Genomic DNA, 23,405 nt, shown 5'->3' on the forward strand with positions numbered 1-23,405 from the left:
TTGGGGCGTCGGTTGACATGGTGGATGGCGGGCGCGGCGGCGCTGCTGCCGATAGCCGCGATCGCGGGCAATCCGGCGCTGCCCGGCTATTATGCGGACCCGGAAATCCGCGCCTTTGACGGGCAATACTGGATCTACCCCACCTACAGCGCCCATGACGGCGCGCCCGACCTGACGAAGCGCTTCACGCCGCAGCAGGCAAAGGCGCGCAAGGCCAGCTCCATCCGCCCCTCCTATCTCTATCAGACCTTCTTCAACGCCTTTTCCTCGCCCGATCTGGTCCGCTGGAAAAAGCATGACCATGTGCTGGACGTCGCGAATATTCCCTGGGCGTACAAAGCGATCTGGGCGCCTACGGTCATCGAACAGGGCGGGCGCTATTATATGTTCTTCAGCGCCAACGACATTCAGTCGGATATGGAGGTGGGCGGCATCGGCCTCGCCGTCGCCGACCATCCCGGCGGCCCGTTCCGCGACGCCATCGGCAAGCCTCTGATCGACAAGTTCCACAATGGCGCGCAGCCGATCGACCCCTTCGTCTTTCGCGACGATGATGGACAGGTCTATCTCTTTTATGGCGGCTGGAAGCATTGCAACGTTGTCAAACTGAGCGCCGATCTGAAGTCCGTGGTCCCCTTCGAAGACGGCACCACCTACCGCGAAATCACCCAGCCCGGCTATGTCGAGGGCAGCTTCGTCATCAAGCGGAACGGAACCTATTATTTCATGTGGTCCGAAGGCGGCTGGACCGGCCCGGACTACGCCGTCGCCTACGCCACCGGTCCCACCGCGCTCGGCCCCTTTACGCCCAAGGGCCGGATATTGGCGCAGGATTTCCGCATCGCACGCGGCGCGGGCCATCATTCGGTGCTCAACATTCCGGGGACGGACGACTGGTATATCGCCTATCATCGCCGCCCGATCGGCGATGATGTCGGCGAACATCGGCAGGTGGCGCTGGAACGGCTGATCTTTGAAGCGGACGGCAGCATCCGTGCCGTGGTGATGACGAACGAAGGCGTGGCGCCGCAAAAGCCGCCGCGCACGAACAAAGCAGGGGAGTGAAGTGAGCGTGAAGAATCTCCGCAGAGCCATTGGCTTCATCATGGGCGCATCCCTGCTGGCGCTGACGAGCTTGGCGAGCGGGCAGGGGACACCCATGGCGGAACCCGCACATGGTGGGCGCGCGCCGCAGGCGGCGCCTGCGCTGGTAGACCTCGCCAACCCGCTGATGGGCACGGACAGCAGCTACGAACTGTCCTACGGCAACACCTATCCCGCCGTCGCCGTGCCATGGGGCATGAATTTCTGGACCCCCGTCACCGGCAAGATGGGCAATGGCTGGGCCTATAGCTATGACGCGCACAAGCTGAACGGCATCAAGCAGACGCATCAGCCCAGTCCGTGGATGGGCGATTATGCCGCCTTCGCCCTGTTCGCCGAAACCGGCGCGGTCAAGGTGAAGGAGGAGGAGCGCGCATCCTGGTACAGCCACAAGGCGGAGGAAAGCCACCCCTACAGCTACAAGGTCTATCTCGCCGACTATGACGTGACGGCGGAGGTCGCGCCCACCAGCCGCGCCGCCCAGTTCCGCTTCACCTTTCCGCAGAGCGACCAGTCCCATATCCTGCTGGACGCCTATGCCGGCGGATCGATGGTGAAGATCGATGCGGCCAACCGCCGCATCACCGGCTATGTCCGCAACAACAAGGGCGGCGTGCCGGACAATTTCCGCAACTATTTCGTGGCGCAGTTCGACCATGACTTCACGGTCGGCCAGACATGGGATGGCAGAGGGACCATCGACGCCACCGCCCAGCGCGAAGGCGATCATGTCGGCGCGGTCATCAGCTTCAAGACGCAAAAGGGCGAGCAGATCGGCGTCAAGGTCGCCTCCTCCTTCATCAGCGCGGAGCAGGCGCTGCGCAATCTGGAAAGCGAAGTCGGCAGCGGCAGTTTCGACGCGACGAAGGAAAAGGCGAAACAGGTCTGGGAAAAGGAGTTTCAGCGGATCAGAGTGGAAGATCCCGACATCGACAACCGCCGCACCTTCTATTCCGCGCTCTACCGGATGCTGCAATTCCCCCGCGCTTTCCACGAGATAGACGGGCAGGGGAAGCAGGTCCACTACAGCCCCTATGACGGGAAAGTGCATCCCGGCCCCCTCTATACCGACAATGGTTTCTGGGACACGTGGCGCGCCGTATTCCCCTTCTTCGCGCTGATGTACCCGGAACTGGACGGGCAGATCATGCAGGGTCTGGTCAACACCTACAAGCAATCGGGCTGGCTGCCCGAATGGGCCAGCCCCGGTCATCGCAACGTCATGATCGGGTCGAACAGCGCGATCCTGATCGCCGACGCCTATGCCAATGGCGTGCGCGGCTTCGACGTGAACACCCTCTATGAAGCGATGGTCAAGAACGCGACCACCTCAAAGGGCCGCCCCACCGATGCGAAGGGCAGGACGCTGACCGCTGTCGGCCGCGAAGGCGTCGAATATTATAACGATCTGGGCTATGTGCCCTATGATGTCGGCATCAATGAAAATGCCGCCCGCACGCTGGAATATGCGACCGCGGACTTCGCGCTGTCGCGCCTCGCCACGCAGCTGGGCAAGACCGCCGACGCCAGACTTTACGCCGCCCGCGCCCAGAATTTCCGCAAGCTCTATGACCAGCAGAGCGGCTGGATGCGCGGCCGCAACAGGGACGGGTCGTGGAGCGCGAACTTCAATCCCTATAAATGGGGCGACGCCTTCACGGAGGGCAATGCGCTCCATTACAGCTGGTCGGTGATGCAGGATGTGCAGGGCCTCATTGACCTGATGGGCGGCGACGCGAAATTCGTGGACCGGCTGGACAGCATCTTCACCACGCCGCCGATCTTCGACGACAGCTATTATGGGCAGGTGATCCACGAAATCCGCGAAATGCAGATCGTGGACATGGGGCAATATGCCCATGGCAATCAGCCGATCCAGCATATGATCTATCTCTACGACTGGGCGGGCGCCCCGTGGAAGACGCAGAGCCATGTCCGCGACGTCATGCGTAAACTCTATGCCCCGACGCCCGATGGCTATCCGGGCGATGAGGATAATGGCCAGACGTCGGCATGGTATGTCTTCTCGGCGCTGGGCTTCTACCCGGTGACGCCCACGGTCGGCCAATATGCGATCGGCAGCCCGCTCTTCCGCCGCGTGACCCTCACCATGCCGGGCGGCAAGACGCTGACGGTGGAGGCCGAAAACAACAGCGCCACCAATGTCTATATCCAGTCGGTGACGCTGAACGGCCAGCCATGGAACAAGCCGTGGCTGCCGCGTGAAGAATTGCAGAAGGGCGGCACCTTGCGCTTCGTCATGGGCGCGCAGCCTAACAAGGCGTGGGGCGCGGCCAAGGCCGACGCGCCCTTCTCCATGAGCAAGCCCAAATAAGAAACGAGAGGATCAACCCCATGAGTTTCCGGCGCCGCGACGTCATCACCGGCGCCGGAGCGCTGGCACTGGCTGCTACCATCCCCCAATCCTCCCCCGGTGCAGCCAGTGCCAGCGCATTCCCGACCAAACGCCCGCCAAAGGGCGACCGCCGTTTCGTGAGTCGAGCAGTGGAGGCGGAAGTAGCGCGGGTGAAGGCAAAGATCGCCGATCCTGAATTGCGCTGGCTGTTCGAGAACTGCTATCCCAACACGCTCGACACCACGGTCTTTGCCGGGACGGTGGACGGCAAGCCCGACGCCTTCGTCATCACCGGCGACATCGACGCCATGTGGCTGCGCGACAGTTCGGCGCAGGCGCAGACCTATGTCCACCTGACGCCGAAGGACGCCGACCTGCGCCGCCTGTTCCATGGCCTCATTCAGCGGCAGGCGCGCTGCATCCTGATCGACCCCTATGCCAACGCCTATATGAAAGACCCGGCGGCCCGCTCCAGCCTGCCCGCCATTTCGGACAAGACCGACATGAAACCAGGCGTCGCCGAACGGAAATGGGAGATAGACAGCCTCTGCTACCCCATGCGCCTGTCCCACGCCTATTGGACCGCGACGAAGGACAAGGCGCCCTTCGACGCGCTCTGGGCGAAGGGGATGGCAATGGCCGTCGCCACCTTGCGCGAACAACAGCGCAAGGATGGCCCCGGTCCCTATCATTTCCAGCGGATCGACAAGTCGCCCACCGAAACCCTGATGTTCGACGGCTATGGCGCGCCCACGCGCAAGGTCGGCCTGATCCATTCCGGTTTCCGCCCGTCGGACGACGCCTGCCTCTATCCCTTCCTGATCCCGTCCAACTTGTTCGCGGTGTCCGCGCTGCGGATGTTGGCGCAGGTCTTGAGCGAGGCACGCGGCGACGCGGCGGCGGCGCAGGATTGCGCGGCGCTCGCGGCGGAGGTGGACGCGGCGCTCAAGGCCCATGGCCAGATGGACGACGGGAAGGGCGGCAAGGTCTGGGCGTTCGAAGTGGACGGTTATGGCAATGCGATCTTCATGGACGACGCCAATGTGCCGAGCCTGTCGGGCCTGCCTTTGTTGGGCGCGGCCGACCGGAGCGATCCGCTATGGCAACGCACCGCCGCGCTGGCGTGGAGCGATCGCAACCCTTATTTCTTCGCCGGTTCGGCGGCGCAGGGCATAGGCGGCCCGCATATCGGCATGGACATGATCTGGCCGATGTCGCTCATCACCCGCGCCCTCATCAGTCATGACGATGCGACGCTGCGCCAATGCCTGACATGGTTGCGCGCCACCCATGGCGGCACTGGTTTCATGCACGAAAGCTTCCATAAGGATGATCCGGCCAACTTCACCCGCAGTTGGTTCGCCTGGGCCAATGGCCTGTTCGGCGACCTGATACTGGACATCGAAAAGCGCAGGCCCGCCCTGCTGGCGCAGCGCTTCGCATAAGGGGAGAGGATGATATGCTGACCGCCAATCGCCGCCAGCTTCTGGCCGGCGCCGGGATCGCCGCGATGACCGCGACCCTGCCGATCCGCGCCACCGCGCAGGGTGCAACCGCCGCCGCACAGCCCGACCTGTTCGTCGGCACCGGCGGCCATGGCCACACCTTCCCCGGCCCCTCCATGCCGTTCGGCATGGTGCAGCTGGGACCGGACACCAACAATGCCGGATGGGACGCCTGCTCTGGCTATCATGTCGATGACGGGTCGATCATGGGCTTTTCCCATACCCATTTGTCGGGCACCGGCATCGGCGACATGCTGGACGTGCTGGTGGTGCCGACCCGCGGCCCGCTGCAACTGACGCCCGGCCCGGTCGGCAAGCCGGACGAGGGCTATCGTCAGCGTTTCACGGATGAACAGGCCGAACCCGGCTATTATCGCGTAAAACTGGAATCGGGTGTATTGGCGGAACTCACCGTCACCGAACGCACCGGCCTGCACCGCTATCATTTCCCGGCAGGGGCGGGGCATATCCTGATCGACTTCGCCCATTGCAAGCAGGAAAAGCCCGACGAACCGATCCGCATCGAAAACGCCTCGCTCGATCTCGCGCCGGACGGCACCCTGACCGGCAGCCGTCAGGTCTTCCGCTGGGCGGAGGGGCGGCACATCCATTTCGCGCTGCACCTTTCGCGCAAGCCCGACCGGGTGGCATTTTTCGGCGACAACGACACCCCGCTGCCCAAGGGCGCAATGTCGGCCAAGGGCCAGCGCCTCAAGGTCGCCTTCTTCTTCGATGAGGCAGGCGGCGATCCCATCCAGATCCGCACCGGCATTTCCGCCGTCGATATCGTAGGCGCAAAAGCCGCCCTCTCGGCCGAAGCCCCCGACTGGCATTTCGACGCCGCCCGCGCAGCGGCCAGCGCAGCATGGAAGAAAGAACTGTCCAGCGTCACCGTGCGCGGCGGCACACCCGCCCAGCGCACCATCATGGCCAGCGCCCTCTACCACTGCCTGCTCGCGCCGCAGCTGTTCACGGATCGCGACGGCCGCACCATGGGGCTGGATGGCAAGGTCCGCACGTTGCCGCCCGGCGAGCGCGCCTTCACCGCCTATTCGCTGTGGGACACCTATCGCGCGTTGCATCCGCTGCTGACGATCATTCAGCCGGATCGCGCCGCGCTGATGACCCGCGACCTCATCCGCCAGACGCGCGAAAGCCCCTATGGCCCGCCGGTCTGGCCGTTGCAGGGCAAGGAAACCGGTTGCATGATCGGCTGGCACGCCGTGTCGGTGCTGGCCGAAGCGCAGACGAAGGGGATCGAAGCGGACTATGCGGCCGCATGGCCCAATATCCGCCGCCGCGCCTTCGACCGGACCATGCCCGATATCGACAGCACGCTGGGGCGCGGCTTCTATTACGACCTCGGCTACATCCCCGCCGACAAGATCTGGGAGTCGGTCAGCCGCACGCAGGAATATGCCTATGACGACTGGGCGATGGCGCGCCTCGCGCAGGCGGCAGGCGCAAGCGAGGATGCCGCAGCGCTCAAAGCACGTAGCCGCAATTACCGCAACGTCATCGACCCGAAGATCGGCTTCGCCCGCCCGCGCTTTGCCGACGGCAGCTGGTGGCATGATTATGACCCGATCCAGATCGGCCACGATCCAAAGCGTCACCGCGACTATACGGAGACCAATGGCTGGCAGGCGACCTTCCTGACGCAGCATGATATTTACGGCCTGATCGACCATTTCGGCGGCGACGCGGCGTTCGAAAAGAAGCTGGACGCCCTGTTCAACGCGCCATCGACCCTGCCCGACAATGCGCCGCCCGACATCAGCGGTCTTGTCGGCCAATATGCCCATGGCAATGAGCCGGACCAGCACGCCGCCTATCTCTACGCCTATTGTGGCGCGCCGCATAAGACGCAGGCGATGGTCCGCCGCCTGCTGACCGAAATGTACAAGGCCGCGCCGGACGGCGTCATCGGCAATGACGATTGCGGCCAGATGAGCGCCTGGTTCGTGCTGAGCGCATTGGGCTTCTACCCCGTCGATCCGGTCAGCGCGCTTTATGTGCTGGGGTCACCGCTGTTCGACGAAGCATCCGTCGATCTCGGCAACGGCCGCCGCCTGACGGTGAAGGCGACCGGCAACGCCCCGGACTGCCCCTATGTTCAGTCCGTGCGGTGGAACGGCCAGCCCTATGAACGCAACTGGATCAGCCATGCCGATCTGATCAAAGGCGGCGAACTGCTGTTCGACATGGGGCCAAATCCGTCGCGTTTCGGCACCGCCACCCGCCATCGCCCGCCATCCTTCGATTGCCGGCGCAGCTGACCGGTCAGGCGTCGCTATCCGCCCCCATGCTATGCGGCACTTTCCACAGGGCGCCGGGCTTGGGCAGCAGGAAATGGCTGAACGGCAGGATGGCGGCCCCCACGGCCGGCGCATCCTCGGACAAGGTCGCGCGGGCCACCGGCGCGAGCGAGGGCAGCTTGTCCGCCATCGCCTGCAAATGCGCATTGGCCCGTTCCGCCAGCAATTCGACCATCGCCGCCGGCAGGCGTCCGCCCACCAGCACGGCGGCGGGATTGACCAGGCAATTGACAGCCGCCAGCGGCTCGACCAGTTGCCGTGCCGCCAGATCGATCCAGCGATCCGCGCAGGCCGCCGCTTCCGGCACTTCCCCGCCAAGCGCATCGGCCAGACTATGACCGTCCTCGGCCAACGCTCTGGTCAAGGCGGATAGCGACACGATATTCTGCAATTGCGCATCGCTGCCGCCCTCGACCCGGTGCGCCGGCATGAAGCCGATTTCGCCGCTGCGCCCATTCGCACCGCGCACATAATTGCCGTCGATCACCAGCCCGCCGCCCAGACCCGACGACAGCAGGATGTAGAAGAAGCTGTTGATCTTTTGCCCCATGCCCAGTTGCATTTCGCCCATGGCGGCGGCGGCGGCGTCATTCTCCACGAAGACGGGTGGACCGAAGCGGTCGGAAAACAGGTCGCTCATCTGCACGCTGTTCCATTCGCCATAGGCCGCCGGCCGACCGGGCAGGTCGACCGATCCCAGATCGTCGGGCACCGCCACGCCGATGCCGACCAGCTTGGCCGGGTCCACGCCCGCACCCTGCAACATGCCCTCGATCGATTTGTGATAGAGCGCCTGGACATGGGGCGGCAGCGCATAATCGATATTCTCGCTGATGCGCGCCAATGTCGTGCCGGCGAAATCGACCAGAACGATGGTGAAATGATCACGGTCGATATTGATGCCGATGGAATAGCAGGCGTCGCTGCGGATCACCAGCTTGGTGGGCGGCTGGCCGCGCCCGCCACGCCGCTGCCCGGCCTCCTCGATCAGCCCGTCCTGCAACAGCCGCTTGGTGATGTTGGCAATGGCAGGCGCGGTCAGGCCGGTGATGCGGGCCAGTTCGACACGGGTCAACATACCGCACACGCGGATGGCGTGCAGCGTGATGCGCTGATTATGGTCGGCGGCGCGTTCCAGATTGGTGCCCGACAGGCGCGGCCGATGGGATGTCTCCGTCATGCCTGATATCCTTCGGGCGGCAGGGCCGAACCCACATCAATACGCAATGTCGTCATAAGGCGGCTTCCCATGCCGTGCGCCACCGGTCAATGGCCCATCTTCCAGTCTGGACCCGCGCGTTTCGGGGAAATATCGCCACACCACCAGCAGTTGCACGACCATCGCGCCCGAAAATGCCCAGAAGGGCGCCGCCCGCCATCCCTGCGCCACGATCGGAAAGCCAAAGGCGATGGCAGCGTTCAGTCCCCAATGCACCGCGCTGCCCAGTGCCTGTCCACGCGCCCGCACGGCGGTCGGGAAGATTTCGGACAGATAGACCCAGATGACGGCGCCTTGCGACAGTGCAAAGAAGAGGATGAAGCCGACCAGCATCGGCAGCAGCAAAGCCTGTCCACGATCCAGCGTATAGATGGTGGCGACGCCCGCCAGCGCCACCGCCGTCCCCGCCGCGCCGATCAGCAGAAGTGGCCGCCGTCCCGCCCGGTCGATCATCGCCATGCCGATCAGCGTTGCGGCCAGATTGGCGATGCCGATCGCGACCGATTGCAGGTCGGCGGACAGGCTGCTGAACCCGGCCATCGCGAATATGTCGCCCAGATAATAGAGGATCGCGTTGATCCCCGACAACTGGTTGAAGGCGGCGATGGCGATCGCCAGCAGGATGGGCCGGCGATGGATGCGCCAGGACAGGCGATCGCCTCCGCTATCGACGGCAATGGCATCGGCCATCAACGCGTCTGCCTCCGCCATCGCCAGTCGATCCATGGCCCGTCGCGCCGCGTCGGTCCGCCCCCGCTGCAACAGCCAGCGGGGACTGTCCGGGATGCGCAGCAGCAGGATCAGGAACAGGCCGGCCGGTACCGCCGCCACGCCCAGCTTGATCCGCCAGACATCCGGCGTCTCGTTCGCAAGACCGATCAGCGCATTGCTGAGATAAGCGGCCAATATGCCGATCACGATGCTGAGTTGGAAGGAGGCGACCAGCCGCCCGCGCCGGTCGGGCGGACTGATCTCCGCGATATAAACGGGTGCCAGCACGGACGAACCGCCGATCGCCAGCCCGCCCAGTACGCGAAAGGCGATGAACGCAGGCAGATTGCCACTCAGCGCGCAGCCGATCGCCGAGACGATATAGGCGATGCCGATCCAGATCAGCACGGCCCGGCTGCCATAACGGTCGCCCGGCGATCCGGCCCCCAATGCGCCGATTAACGTGCCGATCAGCGCGGCGGACACGGCGGCGCCCAGACCCGATGGTGACAGGGCAAAGCTGTCGGTCAGCGCATGGGTGATGCCGGCGATGACTGCCGTATCGAACCCGAACAACAGACCAGCCAGGGCCGCTGCGGTTACGGCGCTCCGGTGCACTGATTCATCCGTCTGGGCCGGCCGACCCTCATAGCTCCGTTCAGCCCGATCCCGCGCCATATATCCTCTCCCTCCAGCACTTTGCCGAATGTCTTATTGAATAATGCAATTTAATGTATTAATTGAAAAGGGCCAGCATAAATGGCTTTATACCTTCCCGTGGCGGGGCAAGAAGGAGAATGGGTGTGGGAAGAGGCAAGGGCGCAATGGTCGCGCGCCAAACGGATTCAACTGTCCAACTCGTTGTTCACGCCCTGATTGCCGCGCATGAATAATCTGCCGGATCAGCCGCCTCTGGCCCGCCCGCTGGCCGGCGTCGAACTGGGCGGAACCAAGTGCATCTGCACTCTGGCGACTGCGCCAGACACGATCCTCGACCAGCGGACCATCCCGACCACCCGGCCGGAGGAGACATTGCCTGCCATCCTCGCCATCTTGCGGGAATGGGACAATCAGGGCGGTTTTTCCGCGCTCGGTCTGGCCTCCTTCGGCCCGGTCGATATCAATCCTGTCTCGCCCGGCTATGGCCATGTTCTCGCCACGCCAAAGCCTGGCTGGCCCGACGCGGACATAGTTGGCACGCTGGCTGGCGGCTTCGATGTACCGGCCCGGTTTGACACGGACGTCAATGGCGCGGCGCTGGCGGAAATGCTCTGGGGCAGCGGGCGCGGCCTGCGCGATTTCGCCTATGTGACGGTCGGCACTGGCGTGGGCGTTGGCCTGATCGTCCATGGCGCCCCGACGCGCGGCATCGGCCATAGCGAGGTCGGCCATATCCGCGTGCCCCGTCTGGCCGGCGACTCTTTCGTCAGCACATGCCCCTATCACCCCGATTGCGTCGAAGGACTGGCCGCTGGCCCGGCGCTGGCCGCGCGGTTGACCGGGCGGTCCCTGGCGGATGTCGGGCCGGATGATCCGGTCTGGTTGCCGGTCATCGATGCGCTGGCGGGCATGGCTCATGCGCTGGTGTGCAGCACCGGGCCGCTCCGCATCGCGATGGGTGGCGGGGTGCTCGTCGGTCAACCCCATCTCCTGCCCCGCATCAACGCCGCACTGTTGGAAAGTCTCAATGGCTATATGGTGTTACCCGATAGCGTCCCTTATATCGTGAAGCCGGAACTGGGTGGGCAAGCCGGCCCGCTGGGCGCGATTGCGCTGGCCGCCATCGCCTTGAAGGGAGCGCTCATTTGACCTGCCATCGTCTGACGCCCCATATGGTGGAAAAGCCCTGGGGCCGGACCGATATTCCGGCGCATTATGGCGCGACGCCCGGCCAGCGTATCGGTGAGGTCTGGTTTACCGGGCCGCAAAGCCTGTCACAGCCGCTGCTGGTCAAATATCTCTTCACCAGCGAGCGGCTCTCGATTCAGGTTCATCCCGATGACGCGCAGGCGCAGGCTAAGGGCCTGGCTGGCGGCAAGTCGGAATGCTGGTATGTGGTTGAGACGCAAGGCAATGCGCAACTGGGTATCGGAACGCGAGACAGGGTTGACGCCGAAACGCTGCGGGCCGCAGCGCTCGACGGCGCGATCGAGGATATGCTGGACTGGAAGCCTGTCTGGCCCGGCAGCTTCTATTACATCCCTGCCGGCACCATTCATGCCATTGGCGGCGGCATCACTCTGATCGAGGTGCAGCAGAACCATGATGTGACCTATCGTCTTTACGACTATGGACGGCCGCGCGAACTGCATCTGGACGATGGACTGGCGGTCAGCCAGGCTGAGCCTTATGCGCGACCGGAAATGCAGGTTTCGGGCGATAGCTCTTCTTTGCTGGTCGATGAGCCACATGCCCCCTTTTCGCTTGAAAGCCTGATCGGTCAGGTTGACGAGAGCGTGCATCTGGACAACGGCCCTCTCTGGTTCATACCTTTGCGCGGGCAGGGCGTGATGGACGGGCAACAATGGGACGCAGGAGAATGCTGGCTGATCGAAGATCAGGCTGATCTTCTCGTCACTCAGCCATTCCACGGATTTGTCGCGCGCCCGGTGGAACCATTGGCCCGGCCGGCGCAATAGCCGAAACAGTTATCCGGCGGATTTCGCTTGTTCCCTGATGCCACCCTTCTACATTGCGGGGAAGGCACAGGGGAGCGCCATGGGCATATTGGACTTTCTTTCGAAGCAGTTCGTCGATGTCATCGACTGGGTGGAAGAACCCGGACAACTTGGCTGGCGCGTGCCGCTGGCAGACCGGGAAATCCAGAATGGCGCGCAACTGACGGTGCGGGAAGGGCAAATTGCCGCCTTCTTCAACGAAGGACGGATCGCCGACATGTTCGGTCCCGGCCTCTATACGCTCGACACCGCGACCCTGCCGTTGCTGACGGCGATCATGCACTGGGACAAGGGGTTCAAGTCGCCCTTCAAGTCCGACGTCTATTTCTTCTCCGAAAAGGAACAGGTCGGCCTTAAATGGGGCACGGCGCAGCCGGTGACGCTGCGCGACCCCGAACTGGGGCCGCTGCGCGTCCGCGCTTTTGGCAGCTATAGTTTCCGGATCAAGGACGTCGCGCCCTTTGCCTCACGGATCATGGGAACGCTGGGCGAGGTGAAGGTCGCTGATATCGAGCCGCAACTGCGCGCTGCGATCCAGACGGCACTGGCGACAGGTATCGCAGGTGGCGGCACCGCTTTCCTCGACCTTGCCGCCAGCCAGACCGCTCTGTCCGATGCGCTCAAGGCCGCGGTCGCACCAGCTTTCGCCCAATGGGGGCTATCGGTCGAAAGTTTCTTCGTCGAAAGTCTGTCCCTGCCCGAAGAGGTACAGAAGCATCTCGACAAGGCCAGTTCGATACGCGTGCTGGGCGATCTCGACCGCTATGCCAAGTTCCAGGCAGCCGAGGCGATCGAGACGGCAGCGGCGCAGTCTGGCGGTGTCGCGGGTGTTGGCGCCGGCGCGGCCGCGGGCCTCGCCATTGGCCAGACTATGGCTGGCGCGTTGGGCAGCGGGGCGAGCGCTTCTGCGGCGCCCGCCGAAGACCCCTTCGCCCTGATCGAAAGGCTGCACAAGCTGCTGGAAATGGGCGCGCTGACTCAGGCTGAGTTCGACGCCAAGAAGGCCGAATTGCTGGGCCGCATCCGCTAAACCCCCGATGCAGTCCGTCGCCTGCCCCACTTGCGGCGCGGAAGTCTCCTTCCGTTCGCCGGCCTTGCCCGTCCGGGTGTGCGACTATTGTCGCACGCTGGTCGTGCGCACCAGCCAGAGCGCGCAGGCTATGGGTGAGGCGGCAGTGCTGCCCTTCGACATCAGCCCGGTCCAGATTGGCACCGAGGGACGCTGCTTCGACCAGTCCTTCACCATCATCGGGCGGATGCGCTGGTCCTGGGACGACGGGGCCTGGAATGAATGGCTGATGCTAATGGCCGATGGCAGCCACGCCTGGCTGGGCGAGGCAATGGGACAGTTCATGGCCCTGCGCAAGGTGGAGTTGGCAGGGTCGTTGGCGCAGGTCATCCGCCGCCTGATGAACGACACGCCGGTCAAGCCGGGCGAGAGCGGCAATATCGCCGGACATGCCTATGAGGTCGCCGATATTCGCACCGTGCGTTGCATCGGCTGCGCAGGCGAACTGCCTTTCACCGCTCCGGCGGGTTGGGAAGCACTCAGCGTCGATTTCCGCAACCGGGATGGGCGCTGCGCTTCCTTCCAGAAGGACCGGCACGGGCCGACCCTTTATGTCGGCCAATATGTAACGCTGGAGTCGCTGCAACCGCGCAACCTTCGCGCGCTGCCGGGCTGGAGTCTGCACCCCCATGTCGCCTGACGACAGCAGTGTTCGCACCCTGTCCTGCCCGGCCTGCGGCGGGACGATTGCCATGCGCGCGGCTGGCTATACGGTGACGCTCGCCTGCGAATATTGCGGCACGCTGATCGACGCGACCGACTCGGACGCGCGGATCATTACACGCTATCATGAAATGCAGGCATCGCTCGCCATCCCGCTCGGCACGCGCGGCACGTTGCGCGGCGTGGAGTGGGAAGCGATCGGTTGGCTGCAACGCTCGGACGGCTGGGCAAGCTGGGAAGAATATCTGCTGTTCAACCCCTATGCCGGCTATCGCTGGCTGATCGCGCAAAATGGCCAGTGGAGTCTCGGCACGATGCTGACTGCGGCGCCGCAGCGCGACGGGCCGGACCAGATCGCCGCAGGCCGGCGCTTCAGCCCCTTCTACAGCGGCAACACCGCGCGGGTGACGCGGGTGGCAGGCGAATTCTACTGGCGGGTGAAGGTGGGCGAAGAGGTGCGCGCCACCGACTATGTCCGCCCCGGCTTCATGCTCAGCCTGGAACAGGACGACCGGGAGAAAAGCTGGACGATCAGCGAGCTTCTGACCGGGCGAGAGATAAGGGCAGCGTTCGATGTCGATCCGCCGCCGGCCTGGCTTCCGGGCATCACGCCACTGGCGCACCAGCCGTCCCCCTATGCCCGGCGGCTCAAGGGCTGGTGGCCGATCGCCACCCTGTCCTTCCTGGGGCTGCTGGTTCTGCTAATTCTGCTCGGCGGCACCATGCAGCCGCAGAGCTTCAGTCTTGCGGCAACGCCAGATGGCCCGGCAGTGTCACAAACCTTTGGCCCGATTGTGCTGCCCTTGGGGCGGCAGGCGATGACGGTGGAGGCGGTGACGCCCAATGTCGAGCAGGGCTGGGTCGATATCGACGTCTCCTTCGTCGATCGCAAGACGCAGGACAGCTATGACGCCTATGCCCTCAATGAACGCTATTCGGGGCAGGATTCGGACGGCTATTGGTCCGAAGGCAACCGGTCGCAGACGCTGAAGGTCGCCAGCCTCCCTGCCGGCACCTATGATCTGGTGGTGGACGTACAGGCCCATCATTGGGGCAGTTCGGGAAGCTTTGCCTATGATACGGCAAGCGGCACCTACAAGGCCGATGGCCTGCCTCCGGTCGAAATCGTCCTCACCGTAGCGCGTGGCGCGCGCTTCGCCTCCAACTTCTGGCTGGCGGTGCTGATGATCCTGGTCCCGCCGCTGCTGATGCTGGTCCTGCACATCCTGTTCGAAAATGCGCGACTGGCGCAGAAGGACGGTTCGCCGGCCGATGCTGATGACTGGCTTCAGGGCATGCAATCGCCATGAGCCGCAGCAGTTTCCTCTATGCCCTCTGGTGCATTGGCGTGCTTGGCCTCTATCTCGCCGCGGCCTCACAGGGCTATTCCCCCTTCGCCGATGGCGGACGCACGGCCGGCGCCTATCGCGCTTATGGTCCCACGCATAAATAGGAGACGTCGATGCTCATATCGTTGCCGACATTGGTCAATTCGCTCGTCTATGCCGGGGTCGGCATCGTCGTCTTCGTCGTCGGCTTCGTCATTCTCGACCTGCTGACGCCGGGCAAGCTGTGGGAGGAGATACGCGACAAGCAGAATCTCGCCGTCGCTCAGTTCGCGGGCGCCATCGCCATCGCGCTCGGGATCATCGTGGCCGCCGCCATTCATGGCTGACACGCCGTCTGCCCCAACGGAGCGCAGGCGCACCGCGCTGGTTGGGCTGTTGCTCGCCAGCGTGTTTGCGGTCGCGACCTGCGGCCTCATCTATGAACTGCTCGCCGGGACGATCGCCAGTTATCTGCTGGGCGACAGCGTCACACAATTCTCGACCATCATCGGCACTTATCTCTTCGCCATGGGCGTGGGCAGCTGGTGCTCGCGCTATGTGAAGCGCGACGAACTGCGGCTGTTCATCCGGGTGGAGATACTGGTCGCTCTGCTTGGCGGCTGGTCGGCCGCCGGCTTGTTCCTGCTCTTTCCACTGGTCGAACAGTTCCGGCCGATCCTCTATGGCCTCGTCTTCGTCATCGGCTTCCTCGTCGGCCTCGAAATACCGCTGCTGATGCGCATCCTGCGCGATCGCTTCGACTTCAGCGAGACGGTGTCGAACGTCCTGACCTTCGACTATGTCGGTGCGCTGGCCGCGTCCTTGCTCTTTCCGTTGCTGCTGGTCCCACATCTGGGCCTGATCCGCACCGGCCTGATGTTCGGCCTGCTCAATGTCGGCGTTGCGCTGCTCTTGCTGCTGTTGGTCCCCGCCCGCGCCAGCCTGATGCGGGAACGCATATTGGCGCTGGTCGTGATGGCCAGCCTGATCACGGGCTTCCTGCTGGCCGACCGGATCCAGCGCTGGTCGGAAATTGCCGCCTATGGCGAACGGGTCATCTACGCTACTTCCAGCCCCTATCAACGGCTGGTGCTGACCCGGCATGATGAAGACATCCGCCTCTATCTCAACGGCAATCTGCAATTCTCCTCGCGCGACGAATATCGCTATCATGAGGCGCTGGTGCATCCGGCGATGGGGCGGGTGGCGCGGCCCGAACATGTGCTGATCCTGGGCGGCGGCGATGGCCTCGCCGCGCGCGAGGTGTTTCGCCATCCTCAGGTACGCAGTGTCACCCTGGTCGACCTTGACCCGGCCATGACCCGCCTGTTCAGCCAGACCGGAATTCTCCGCTCGCTCAACGGCAGCGCGCTCACCGACAAGCGCATGCACGTCGTCAATGCAGACGCCTTCCGCTGGGTGCGCGAAAACAAGGTGCGCTTCGACGTCATCATCGTCGACTTTCCCGATCCGGTGGATTTCTCGGTCGGCAAACTCTACACCGAGACTTTCTACCGCATGCTGCGCCCGCATCTCGCACCCGGTGGCATGGCGGTGATCCAGAGCACATCGCCGCTGGTCGCGCCCGCCGCCTTCTGGACGGTGGCGCAGACGCTGGAGGCCGCCGGCTTCCACACACGCCCCTATCATGTCTATGTACCGAGCTTTGGCGAATGGGGCTTCATCCTGGCCGGGTTGGCCGATCCGGGCGCGGCGACGCGGCTGCTGCCGGGCAATCGCTTCCTGTCGGACGCCACCGCGCGGCAGGCCCAGTTCTTTCCGCCCGACATGGCGCGTCGTCCGGTGCCGGTGAACCGGCTCGACAATCAGGCGCTGGTGCGCAGCTTCGCCGAAGAATGGGCGCGCTATGAAGGCTGACAGGCGGGCGGTGCTGAAAGGTGGCATGGCGGCGGCCACCGCGCTGGCGCTGCCCGGCTGCGAAGCCCCGACATCGGGCAGCAGCGGCGGCGCGGACATGGCGCTTGGCCACCGGCTGCGCGACGGCGCCTTTCCCGAACCGCAGCGGGAGGTGCTTGTGCCGATCCTGATCGCGGGTGGCGGCGTCGCCGGCCTGACCGCCGGCTGGCGGCTGCGCGAGGCGGGCTGTGATGATTTCCGTCTGATCGAGCTGGAGCAGCAGCCCGGTGGCAATGCGCGCGGCGGCCGCAACGCCGTATCGGCCTATCCGCTGGGCGCCCATTATCTCCCCATTCCCAATGAGGAAGCGCGCGGTTTGCGCCATATGTTGCGGCAGTTCGGCATGATCGTCGGCGACCGGGATGGCAAGCCGGTCTATGATCCGCTGCAACTTTGCGCCGACTTGCAGGAACGGCTGCTGTGGCAGGGAAAATGGCAGGAGGGGCTGGTGCCGAAGACCGGCCTGTCGGTAAAGGACAAGGCCGACCTTGCCGCCTTCGACCGTATTGTGGCCGATTTCTCGCGCCGCCGCGACGCACAGGGGCAGCCCGCCTTCGCCATTCCGATCGCGTATAGCGCGCAGGATGCCGACCTGCTGGCGCTCGACCGGATCAGCTTCGCGCAGTGGCTCGACCGCCAGGGCTGGACCTCGCCAGTGCTGCGCGCCCATGTCCGCTACGCCTGCCGCGATGACTATGGCACCGAACCGGCGGAGGTGTCAGCCTGGGCCGGTATCCATTATTTCGCCAGCCGGCGCGGTTTCACCGCTGACGGTGCGGGCGACAATGAACTGACGTGGCCCGAAGGCAATGGGCGCCTCACCCGCCTAATGGCCGATCGGCTGGGCGACCGCATCGCCACGGGCCAGGTCGTCTTTCGCGCTCGGTCCGATGGTGCCGGCGCAACGGTTGATGTCTTCGACGCGGGACAAGGGAAGAGCATCCGCTATCGCGCCGATGCCGTCATCCTCGCCATGCCGCATTTTATCGCCAGCCGCCTGCTGGGCGAGAAACCTGATACCGCCCATAGCTATGCGCCCTGGCTGATCGCCAATGTCACTGTCGATCGCGCGCCAGCCGGGAAGGGAAGCGCACTCGCCTGGGACAATGTTTCGGCCAGCAGCGCCTCGCTCGGCTATGTCGTCTCCACCCATCAGAGCGCCTCGCGCGAAGGGCCGACGGTGCTGACCTGGTATATGGCCTTGTCCGACATGCCGCCCGCTGCCGCTCGCCGCCTGCTGGTCGAGCGGTCCGATGCGGACTGGCGCCGGATGGTGCGGGACGACCTGCTCGCCATGAACCCCGATCTGGACGGCGCGATCCGGTCGATCGACCTGTGGAAATGGGGCCATGCCATGATCCGCCCGACGCCCGGTTTCCTCTGGCAGGTCGCCCCTGCGCAGCGCGCCGCGATCCGGCCACCCTTCTTCCGCGCCCATTCCGACCTCAGCGGTCTGTCGCTGTTCGAGGAAGCCCATTATCAGGGCATGGCCGCTGCTGAAGCGGCCCTGTCCTCGCTCGGCCATGCCCATGAAACTTTGCTGTGACACCGCCCATGACTTATGACGGCCGGCATCTGCTGGCGGATCTTTACGGTTGTCCCGTGCTGGACGATGTGGCCCTGATCGAAACCGCCCTGCGCGCTGCGGCGGAGAGCGCCGGGGCGACGGTGATCGGCCTGCACCTCCATCATTTCGGCGAAGGGCAGGGCGTCACCGGCGTTGCGCTGCTGGCGGAATCCCACATGTCGATCCATAGCTGGCCGGAACATGGCTATGCGGCGGTCGACATCTTCCTGTGCGGCGTGCGTCATGACCCTGCCAAGGCGTTGCGGACGCTATCGGCCTATCTGCTCCCTATCCATATAAAGGAGAATGTGGTGCGGCGGGGCAATCAATCGGAATTGGGAAAGACGTGGCAACCGGATCATTGATGTGAAAAGGATAGTATGACTGAAGGCCTGAACCCATAGTGCGGGCCACGTGCGATCAGATCATCTTCATCACCTTGCCCTGTCGCAACGCCACGGGTTCAGACCAGCGAATTGAGCGCGGCCGGCAACGCGCGTTGCAGGCATTCCACCGCTTTGCTCACCTTGGGCAAGAGGTGCCAGCGCTGGGGATAGACGGCCCAGATGGGTTCGTCGGCAGGTCGCATGTCATCAAATAATAATGCCACCTTGCCTTCCTGGAGGAGCGGCAGGACATAGAAATCGGGCAGTTGGCAGATACCGAGGCCAGCGACGCAGGCTTCGATGACGGCGTGCCCGCTGTTGCAGCGAAACCGGCCATCGGGCCGGTGAATCACATCCCGTCCGTTTATGTTGAAGTGCCATGTCGAACTGGTACCTCTCAGACATTCATGACCGGATATATCCTCGATCGACGCTGGTATGCCGCGCTGTGCGAGGTAAGAGGGCGCAGCACAGGTCAATAACCCCCGAGAAGCGATACGTGTCGCGATGAGTCGATGATCGGAGACGGCCCCGGTGCGAATAGCCAGGTCGTATCCCTCGCCAACCAGGTCCACAATCCTGTTCGACAGGTCAATGGACAGGCGCAGTTTCGGGAACGGGGTTGCGAAACTGCGCAAGATTGGAGCGACAAATCGCTCCCCCATCGCTGTAGAACAGCTGACCCGCAATTCGCCTTGCGGCACCCCCTTGTCGGACACGAGGGCAATGGCTTCGTCGCGTTCCTGCTCAATTCGCTCGCATCTTTCGAAGAAGACACGGCCGGTGTCGGTCAAGCGAACGGTCCGGGTCGTTCTTTGGAAAAGTTGGGCCTGTATTCTTTGTTCCAGCGCCAGGACGGCGCGGCTCACATGCGTCGTCGATACGCCCAGGCTTTGCGCGGCGCGCGTGAAGGATCCCGCCGACGCAACGGCCACAAATTCTTCAATGCCCGCCCATGCTGCCACCATTATCACTCCAAAGTAATAATCTGTTGCGAAATGAGGATGTTTATCACGAGTTGGGGACATTTCTATAACCGGATATGCCGGATCAGGAGAGGCTCGGAGCGCAAGCTGTGGAACGGTGCTCACTGCTTATCGGTTTCGGGCGCGCGCGGACACACGATGGAAGCGCGAACATCGCAAGGCCGCGTCGACAAAGTGGATTCCCAATCGGCCTGATTTCTGGTGCAGGGCTTCTCTTTTTGGCAGAGGCAATGGCTCGGGGTGATCTGACGGACGCGGAATGGAATGTCATGGCAAGACTTCATCCTGACTGGAAGGGAGGCATCTGGCTCTGGTGCTGTCGATGCCCTGATGGGGATCCCCGTCATCAAGCCCAAGGCCTTGCTCGCCGACAAAGATTATGATGGCGACGCCGCGCGCGACAAGCTGCTGATACGGGGCATTCTTCCGATCATCCTGCTCAAATCCAATCGCCGCGAGCCCGTTGCCTTCAATGTCCGCCGCTATCGGGATCGCAACCGCACCAAGCGCATGGTCTGCCACAAGCAGTTCCGTCGCTTCGCCACGCGCTACGACAAAACCGCTCTATTCTTTGCCAGCTTCCTCGACCTCGCCGAGATCTGCAAATGGCCGCCGCACTTTGTCAACGCCACCTACGTGCCTATTCTTTTATTCCTGCGACCGGGCGATCGAACCAATAGGCTGTCGTCAGGACATGGCGATTGACGTTGATTTGCACCCACAATAGCTTGCCGCAGGCTGGTGCGGCAGTCGGAGACCGGTTCATGGACAATATCGCCGAAGGCCGTGCGCCGGGCTATCGCTACTCGCGGCGCGGTACCCTGCCTCTGATCCGGATATTGTCCGTCGTCGACAATCGGCGCAATGCCCTGCTGCTCGCCCTTCAATGGATAATCATCGTCGCCGCCATGGCGATCGCGATCCGGGCAGACCATATATTGGTGTACGTGCTGGCCGGCCTGGTCATCGGTACGCGGATCCAGTGTCTGGCGGTGATGATGCACGATGCTTGTCACGGCTTGTTGTTCAGCAATCGGCGCATCAACGATCTCATCGGTGACATTTTCGTTGCCTATCCGCTGGTCCTCAGCATCGACCTCTATCGTGTCGCCCATATGGTGCATCACCGCCATACCAACACGCCGCAGGATTATGACTATCGGGTCCAGCGCAAGGATCCCGACCAGCATTTCCCGAAAAGCGGCAGGGCCATGGTCCGACTGTTCTTCCGCAGCCTGTTTGGCCTCAACTATTATCGCGTGGCCCGCGCGGCGCGGGTCTGGTCACCCATCGCCAATTTCCACAATCCCCGCCGCTTCGGCTTCGATTTTCGCCTGGCATTGCGGCTCCGCTATGTGGCCTGGGCGGTGATCGTCTATGGGCTCGTCCTCTGGTCGCCCTGGCGTTGGCAGATATTGGGTCTTTTCATGATCCCGCAATTCATCTGGGCCAATGTCTTCAACCGCATCCGTGCCATGGCCGAGCATGTCGGCGTCCCCGACGCGCAGGAACTCAACGGCACGCGCACCGTCATCCCCACGCTGCTCGACCGGATCCTGATCGGGCCGCTCAATGTCAGCTATCATCTGGAACATCATCTGTTCCCATCGGTGCCCTGGCATAATCTGCGCCGTCTGCACGGGCATCTCATGGCCGATCCGGTTTATGCGGCAAATGCGCACATCACGCAGGGCTATTGGGGCGTGGTCAGGGAACTGATGCCCCAGCCAGCATCGACCGCTAGGGGCGTGAACAGCGGGCATGCAAAGGTGGAATGAAGATGTCCGTGGTACGCGTGCACGACGGGTGCTGCCGAGACATCACCTCAATCTGACGCTCGGCGAGACTTGCCACAGAAAATGTAAAAGACTAACGAGCTGTTGCGAATTATTCGCAATTGCCTGACGGGGCTGATCCGGGTGGATGGGGGGTGAGGGGTTTCGTGGCGAACGAGCAGGGGGCTCTTTATTTCTATCGCACCCATCGTGCATCGCTGATCGACTATGCGCGCGTGATTACCGGCAGTCAGGCCGAGGCGGAGGATGTTGTTCAGGATGCCTGGATACGATTCGACCGGGCTTTCGATGGAGACGCGGTACGACAGCCGCTGCACTATCTCTATCGGATCGTCCGCAATCTGGCGCTGGACGGGCGCCGGCGGGCGTTGATCGCGGGAGAAAGGCAGGGGGACGATCTCGCCGATCTCGTAAACGCCGTTCCGTGCGAGCGGCCCACGCCAGAAGCGCAGGCGATAGCCCGCAACGAATTGGATCATGTCCGTGCCGCACTTGCCGAACTGCCGGAGCGGACGCGCATAGCGGTGGAAATGCACCGTTTCGGCGGCCATACGCTGATGGAGATTGCTCAACATCTGGGTGTATCCGTCGGGCTGGTCCATGGCCTGGTGGCCGATGGTATCAAACATTGCCATCGGCGCCGGATGGCGGCCCGCGAATGATTTTTGCGATGCGGCTGAAAAACCGGTTACCCTCAAACGTCTTCCGTCCATGGACGAAGCGGACCCTGCATGGCAGCCGACGGCCTGGCGCACACGGCTCAGGCTGGTGGCGCATTTCGGATGTGCCTGTGTAATGATGGATGATGACGAACGCATATTGGGCGAAGCCACAAACTGGCTGCTGGCGCTGGCCGATCATCCGGACGATACGGACATGGCTGCCCATTTTCGCGATTGGCTGTCCGCGGATGCGCGCCATTGGGATACATGGCAGCAACTCGGCCAAAGCTATGAGATGATTGGAGACGCCGGGACGGCTGGCGCAACGTCCGCCATGGCTGCGGAGCCAGCGCGACTGCCCATGGGACGGTGCGCACGCCGCCGGCGGGCGACTCCGTCGCTCATTCTGAAACGGCGACCGATGATCGCGAGCGCCGTTGCGGCGGCCCTTGTCGCCGTCTGGCTGGTCCCCTCTGCGCTGCTGGCGATCCAAGCCGACCATAGAACCGGAACGGGGGAGTTGGAGACGGTGGCCCTGGCGGATGGTTCCACCGCGCAACTGGGACCGCAGTCCGCGATCCGCGTGACCTTTACACAGGGGGAGCGTCGGATTCACCTGTTGCAGGGGGAAGCGCTGTTCCAGGTACGGCCCAATCCTGCCAGGCCCTTTCGCGTCGCGGCCGGTTCGGTCACGACCACGGTGTTGGGAACCGGATTTGATGTGCGCAGATTGGCCGCTGCCACCCATGTCGGCGTGCAACATGGCCGCGTGCGCGTCGACGATAGCGCATCCGGTGCACGATCGACCTTCCTGTCGGCGGGGGATGAGGTCCGGATAGACAAGGGCGGCAGGGCGCAGGTCGACCATGTGGCGCCAGCGTTGATCGCATCCTGGGCCTTGGCGGAGGTCAATGCCCGTGACCGGACCGTGGCGGAGGTGATTGATGACATCCGACCCTGGTATCGGGGCAGGATCATCCTGATGGACGATGCGATCGCTGCACGGCGCGTCAACGGCGTCTATAATCCCCGCAATCCGCTACAGGCGGTTCATTCGCTGGTCGGGCCTATCGGGGGCAGCGTGACCCGGATTACGCCCTGGCTCATTATCGTCGGATAATATCTATTAAAATCATATAT

General features: G+C 63.5%; 21 protein-coding genes. 18 read left to right on the plus strand and 3 right to left on the minus strand.

The features are described from left to right. The 4 genes from RQH62_RS05565 to RQH62_RS05580 all read left to right on the plus strand — a co-directional run bounded on the left by RQH62_RS05565 (position 1) and on the right by RQH62_RS05580 (position 7,244). The gene (locus tag RQH62_RS05565; protein WP_311267754.1) at positions 1–1,065 is read left to right on the plus strand and encodes a glycoside hydrolase family 43 protein; all 1,065 of its coding nucleotides are present in this window, start codon (positions 1–3) and stop codon (positions 1,063–1,065) included. 94 nt (positions 1,066–1,159) lie between these two features. Continuing rightward, a complete protein-coding gene (locus RQH62_RS05570; RefSeq protein WP_311268103.1) occupies positions 1,160–3,439 on the plus strand; it encodes a GH92 family glycosyl hydrolase in 2,280 nt (759 codons plus the stop codon). 20 nt (positions 3,440–3,459) lie between these two features. Next, positions 3,460–4,905, plus strand: a complete 1,446-nt coding sequence (locus RQH62_RS05575; RefSeq protein WP_311267755.1) for a glycoside hydrolase family 125 protein — start codon at positions 3,460–3,462, stop codon at positions 4,903–4,905. A gap of 14 nt (positions 4,906–4,919) precedes the next feature. Beyond that, positions 4,920–7,244 (plus strand): GH92 family glycosyl hydrolase, encoded by a 2,325-nt coding sequence (locus RQH62_RS05580; RefSeq protein WP_311267756.1) that lies wholly within the window; start codon positions 4,920–4,922, stop codon positions 7,242–7,244. 4 nt (positions 7,245–7,248) lie between these two features. Here the strand turns inward: RQH62_RS05580 and RQH62_RS05585 are convergent, their stop codons facing one another. Next, entirely contained in the window at positions 7,249–8,463 is a 1,215-nt protein-coding gene (locus RQH62_RS05585) for an ROK family transcriptional regulator (RefSeq protein ID WP_311267757.1), read from the minus strand. Positions 8,464–8,499: 36 nt separating this feature from the next. Continuing rightward, positions 8,500–9,891: a sugar porter family MFS transporter gene (locus RQH62_RS05590; RefSeq protein WP_311267758.1), complete on the minus strand. Its 1,392-nt coding sequence runs from the start codon at positions 9,889–9,891 to the stop codon at positions 8,500–8,502. 207 nt (positions 9,892–10,098) lie between these two features. On the opposite strand from RQH62_RS05590, the gene RQH62_RS05595 reads away from it, so the two are divergent. The 10 genes from RQH62_RS05595 to speD all read left to right on the plus strand — a co-directional run bounded on the left by RQH62_RS05595 (position 10,099) and on the right by speD (position 18,800). Beyond that, a complete protein-coding gene (locus RQH62_RS05595; RefSeq protein ID WP_311267759.1) occupies positions 10,099–11,022 on the plus strand; it encodes an ROK family protein in 924 nt (307 codons plus the stop codon). Next, complete coding sequence (locus tag RQH62_RS05600; RefSeq protein ID WP_311267760.1) at positions 11,019–11,852, plus strand: class I mannose-6-phosphate isomerase; 834 nt, start codon at positions 11,019–11,021, stop codon at positions 11,850–11,852. The genes RQH62_RS05595 and RQH62_RS05600 overlap by 4 nt, the downstream gene beginning before the upstream one ends. A 79-nt stretch (positions 11,853–11,931) precedes the next feature. After that, complete coding sequence (locus tag RQH62_RS05605; RefSeq protein ID WP_311268104.1) at positions 11,932–12,921, plus strand: SPFH domain-containing protein; 990 nt, start codon at positions 11,932–11,934, stop codon at positions 12,919–12,921. Positions 12,922–12,928: 7 nt separating this feature from the next. Continuing rightward, positions 12,929–13,600, plus strand: a complete 672-nt coding sequence (locus tag RQH62_RS05610) for a DUF4178 domain-containing protein (RefSeq protein WP_311267761.1) — start codon at positions 12,929–12,931, stop codon at positions 13,598–13,600. Further along, entirely contained in the window at positions 13,590–14,933 is a 1,344-nt protein-coding gene (locus tag RQH62_RS05615; RefSeq protein WP_311267762.1) for a DUF4178 domain-containing protein, read from the plus strand. The genes RQH62_RS05610 and RQH62_RS05615 overlap by 11 nt, the downstream gene beginning before the upstream one ends. Next, positions 14,930–15,076: a hypothetical protein gene (locus tag RQH62_RS05620; RefSeq protein ID WP_311267763.1), complete on the plus strand. Its 147-nt coding sequence runs from the start codon at positions 14,930–14,932 to the stop codon at positions 15,074–15,076. The genes RQH62_RS05615 and RQH62_RS05620 overlap by 4 nt, the downstream gene beginning before the upstream one ends. Positions 15,077–15,085: 9 nt before the next feature. Further along, positions 15,086–15,298: a DUF350 domain-containing protein gene (locus RQH62_RS05625; RefSeq protein ID WP_311267764.1), complete on the plus strand. Its 213-nt coding sequence runs from the start codon at positions 15,086–15,088 to the stop codon at positions 15,296–15,298. Further along, positions 15,291–16,829, plus strand: a complete 1,539-nt coding sequence (locus RQH62_RS05630) for a polyamine aminopropyltransferase (protein WP_311267765.1) — start codon at positions 15,291–15,293, stop codon at positions 16,827–16,829. The genes RQH62_RS05625 and RQH62_RS05630 overlap by 8 nt, the downstream gene beginning before the upstream one ends. Continuing rightward, positions 16,819–18,414: an FAD-dependent oxidoreductase gene (locus tag RQH62_RS05635; protein WP_311267766.1), complete on the plus strand. Its 1,596-nt coding sequence runs from the start codon at positions 16,819–16,821 to the stop codon at positions 18,412–18,414. The genes RQH62_RS05630 and RQH62_RS05635 overlap by 11 nt, the downstream gene beginning before the upstream one ends. A gap of 8 nt (positions 18,415–18,422) precedes the next feature. Further along, entirely contained in the window at positions 18,423–18,800 is a 378-nt protein-coding gene (gene speD / locus RQH62_RS05640; protein ID WP_311267767.1) for an adenosylmethionine decarboxylase, read from the plus strand. A gap of 98 nt (positions 18,801–18,898) precedes the next feature. On the opposite strand, the gene RQH62_RS05645 is transcribed toward speD, so the two are convergent. Further along, complete coding sequence (locus RQH62_RS05645; protein ID WP_311268105.1) at positions 18,899–19,786, minus strand: LysR family transcriptional regulator; 888 nt, start codon at positions 19,784–19,786, stop codon at positions 18,899–18,901. 285 nt (positions 19,787–20,071) lie between these two features. Between RQH62_RS05645 and RQH62_RS05650 the strand changes: the two genes are divergently transcribed. From RQH62_RS05650 to RQH62_RS05665, 4 genes are all read left to right on the plus strand, one after another. Continuing rightward, positions 20,072–20,512: a hypothetical protein gene (locus RQH62_RS05650; RefSeq protein ID WP_311267768.1), complete on the plus strand. Its 441-nt coding sequence runs from the start codon at positions 20,072–20,074 to the stop codon at positions 20,510–20,512. Between the two features lie 59 nt (positions 20,513–20,571). Next, positions 20,572–21,585 (plus strand): fatty acid desaturase family protein, encoded by a 1,014-nt coding sequence (locus RQH62_RS05655; protein WP_311267769.1) that lies wholly within the window; start codon positions 20,572–20,574, stop codon positions 21,583–21,585. A 164-nt stretch (positions 21,586–21,749) separates the two neighbouring features. Next, the gene (locus RQH62_RS05660) at positions 21,750–22,265 is read left to right on the plus strand and encodes a sigma-70 family RNA polymerase sigma factor (RefSeq protein ID WP_311267770.1); all 516 of its coding nucleotides are present in this window, start codon (positions 21,750–21,752) and stop codon (positions 22,263–22,265) included. Between the two features lie 49 nt (positions 22,266–22,314). Next, positions 22,315–23,385 (plus strand): FecR domain-containing protein, encoded by a 1,071-nt coding sequence (locus RQH62_RS05665; protein ID WP_311267771.1) that lies wholly within the window; start codon positions 22,315–22,317, stop codon positions 23,383–23,385. Positions 23,386–23,405: the final 20 nt, after the last annotated feature.

This window comes from Sphingobium sp. WCS2017Hpa-17 (genome assembly GCF_031843765.1).
GTDB lineage: Bacteria > Pseudomonadota > Alphaproteobacteria > Sphingomonadales > Sphingomonadaceae > Sphingobium.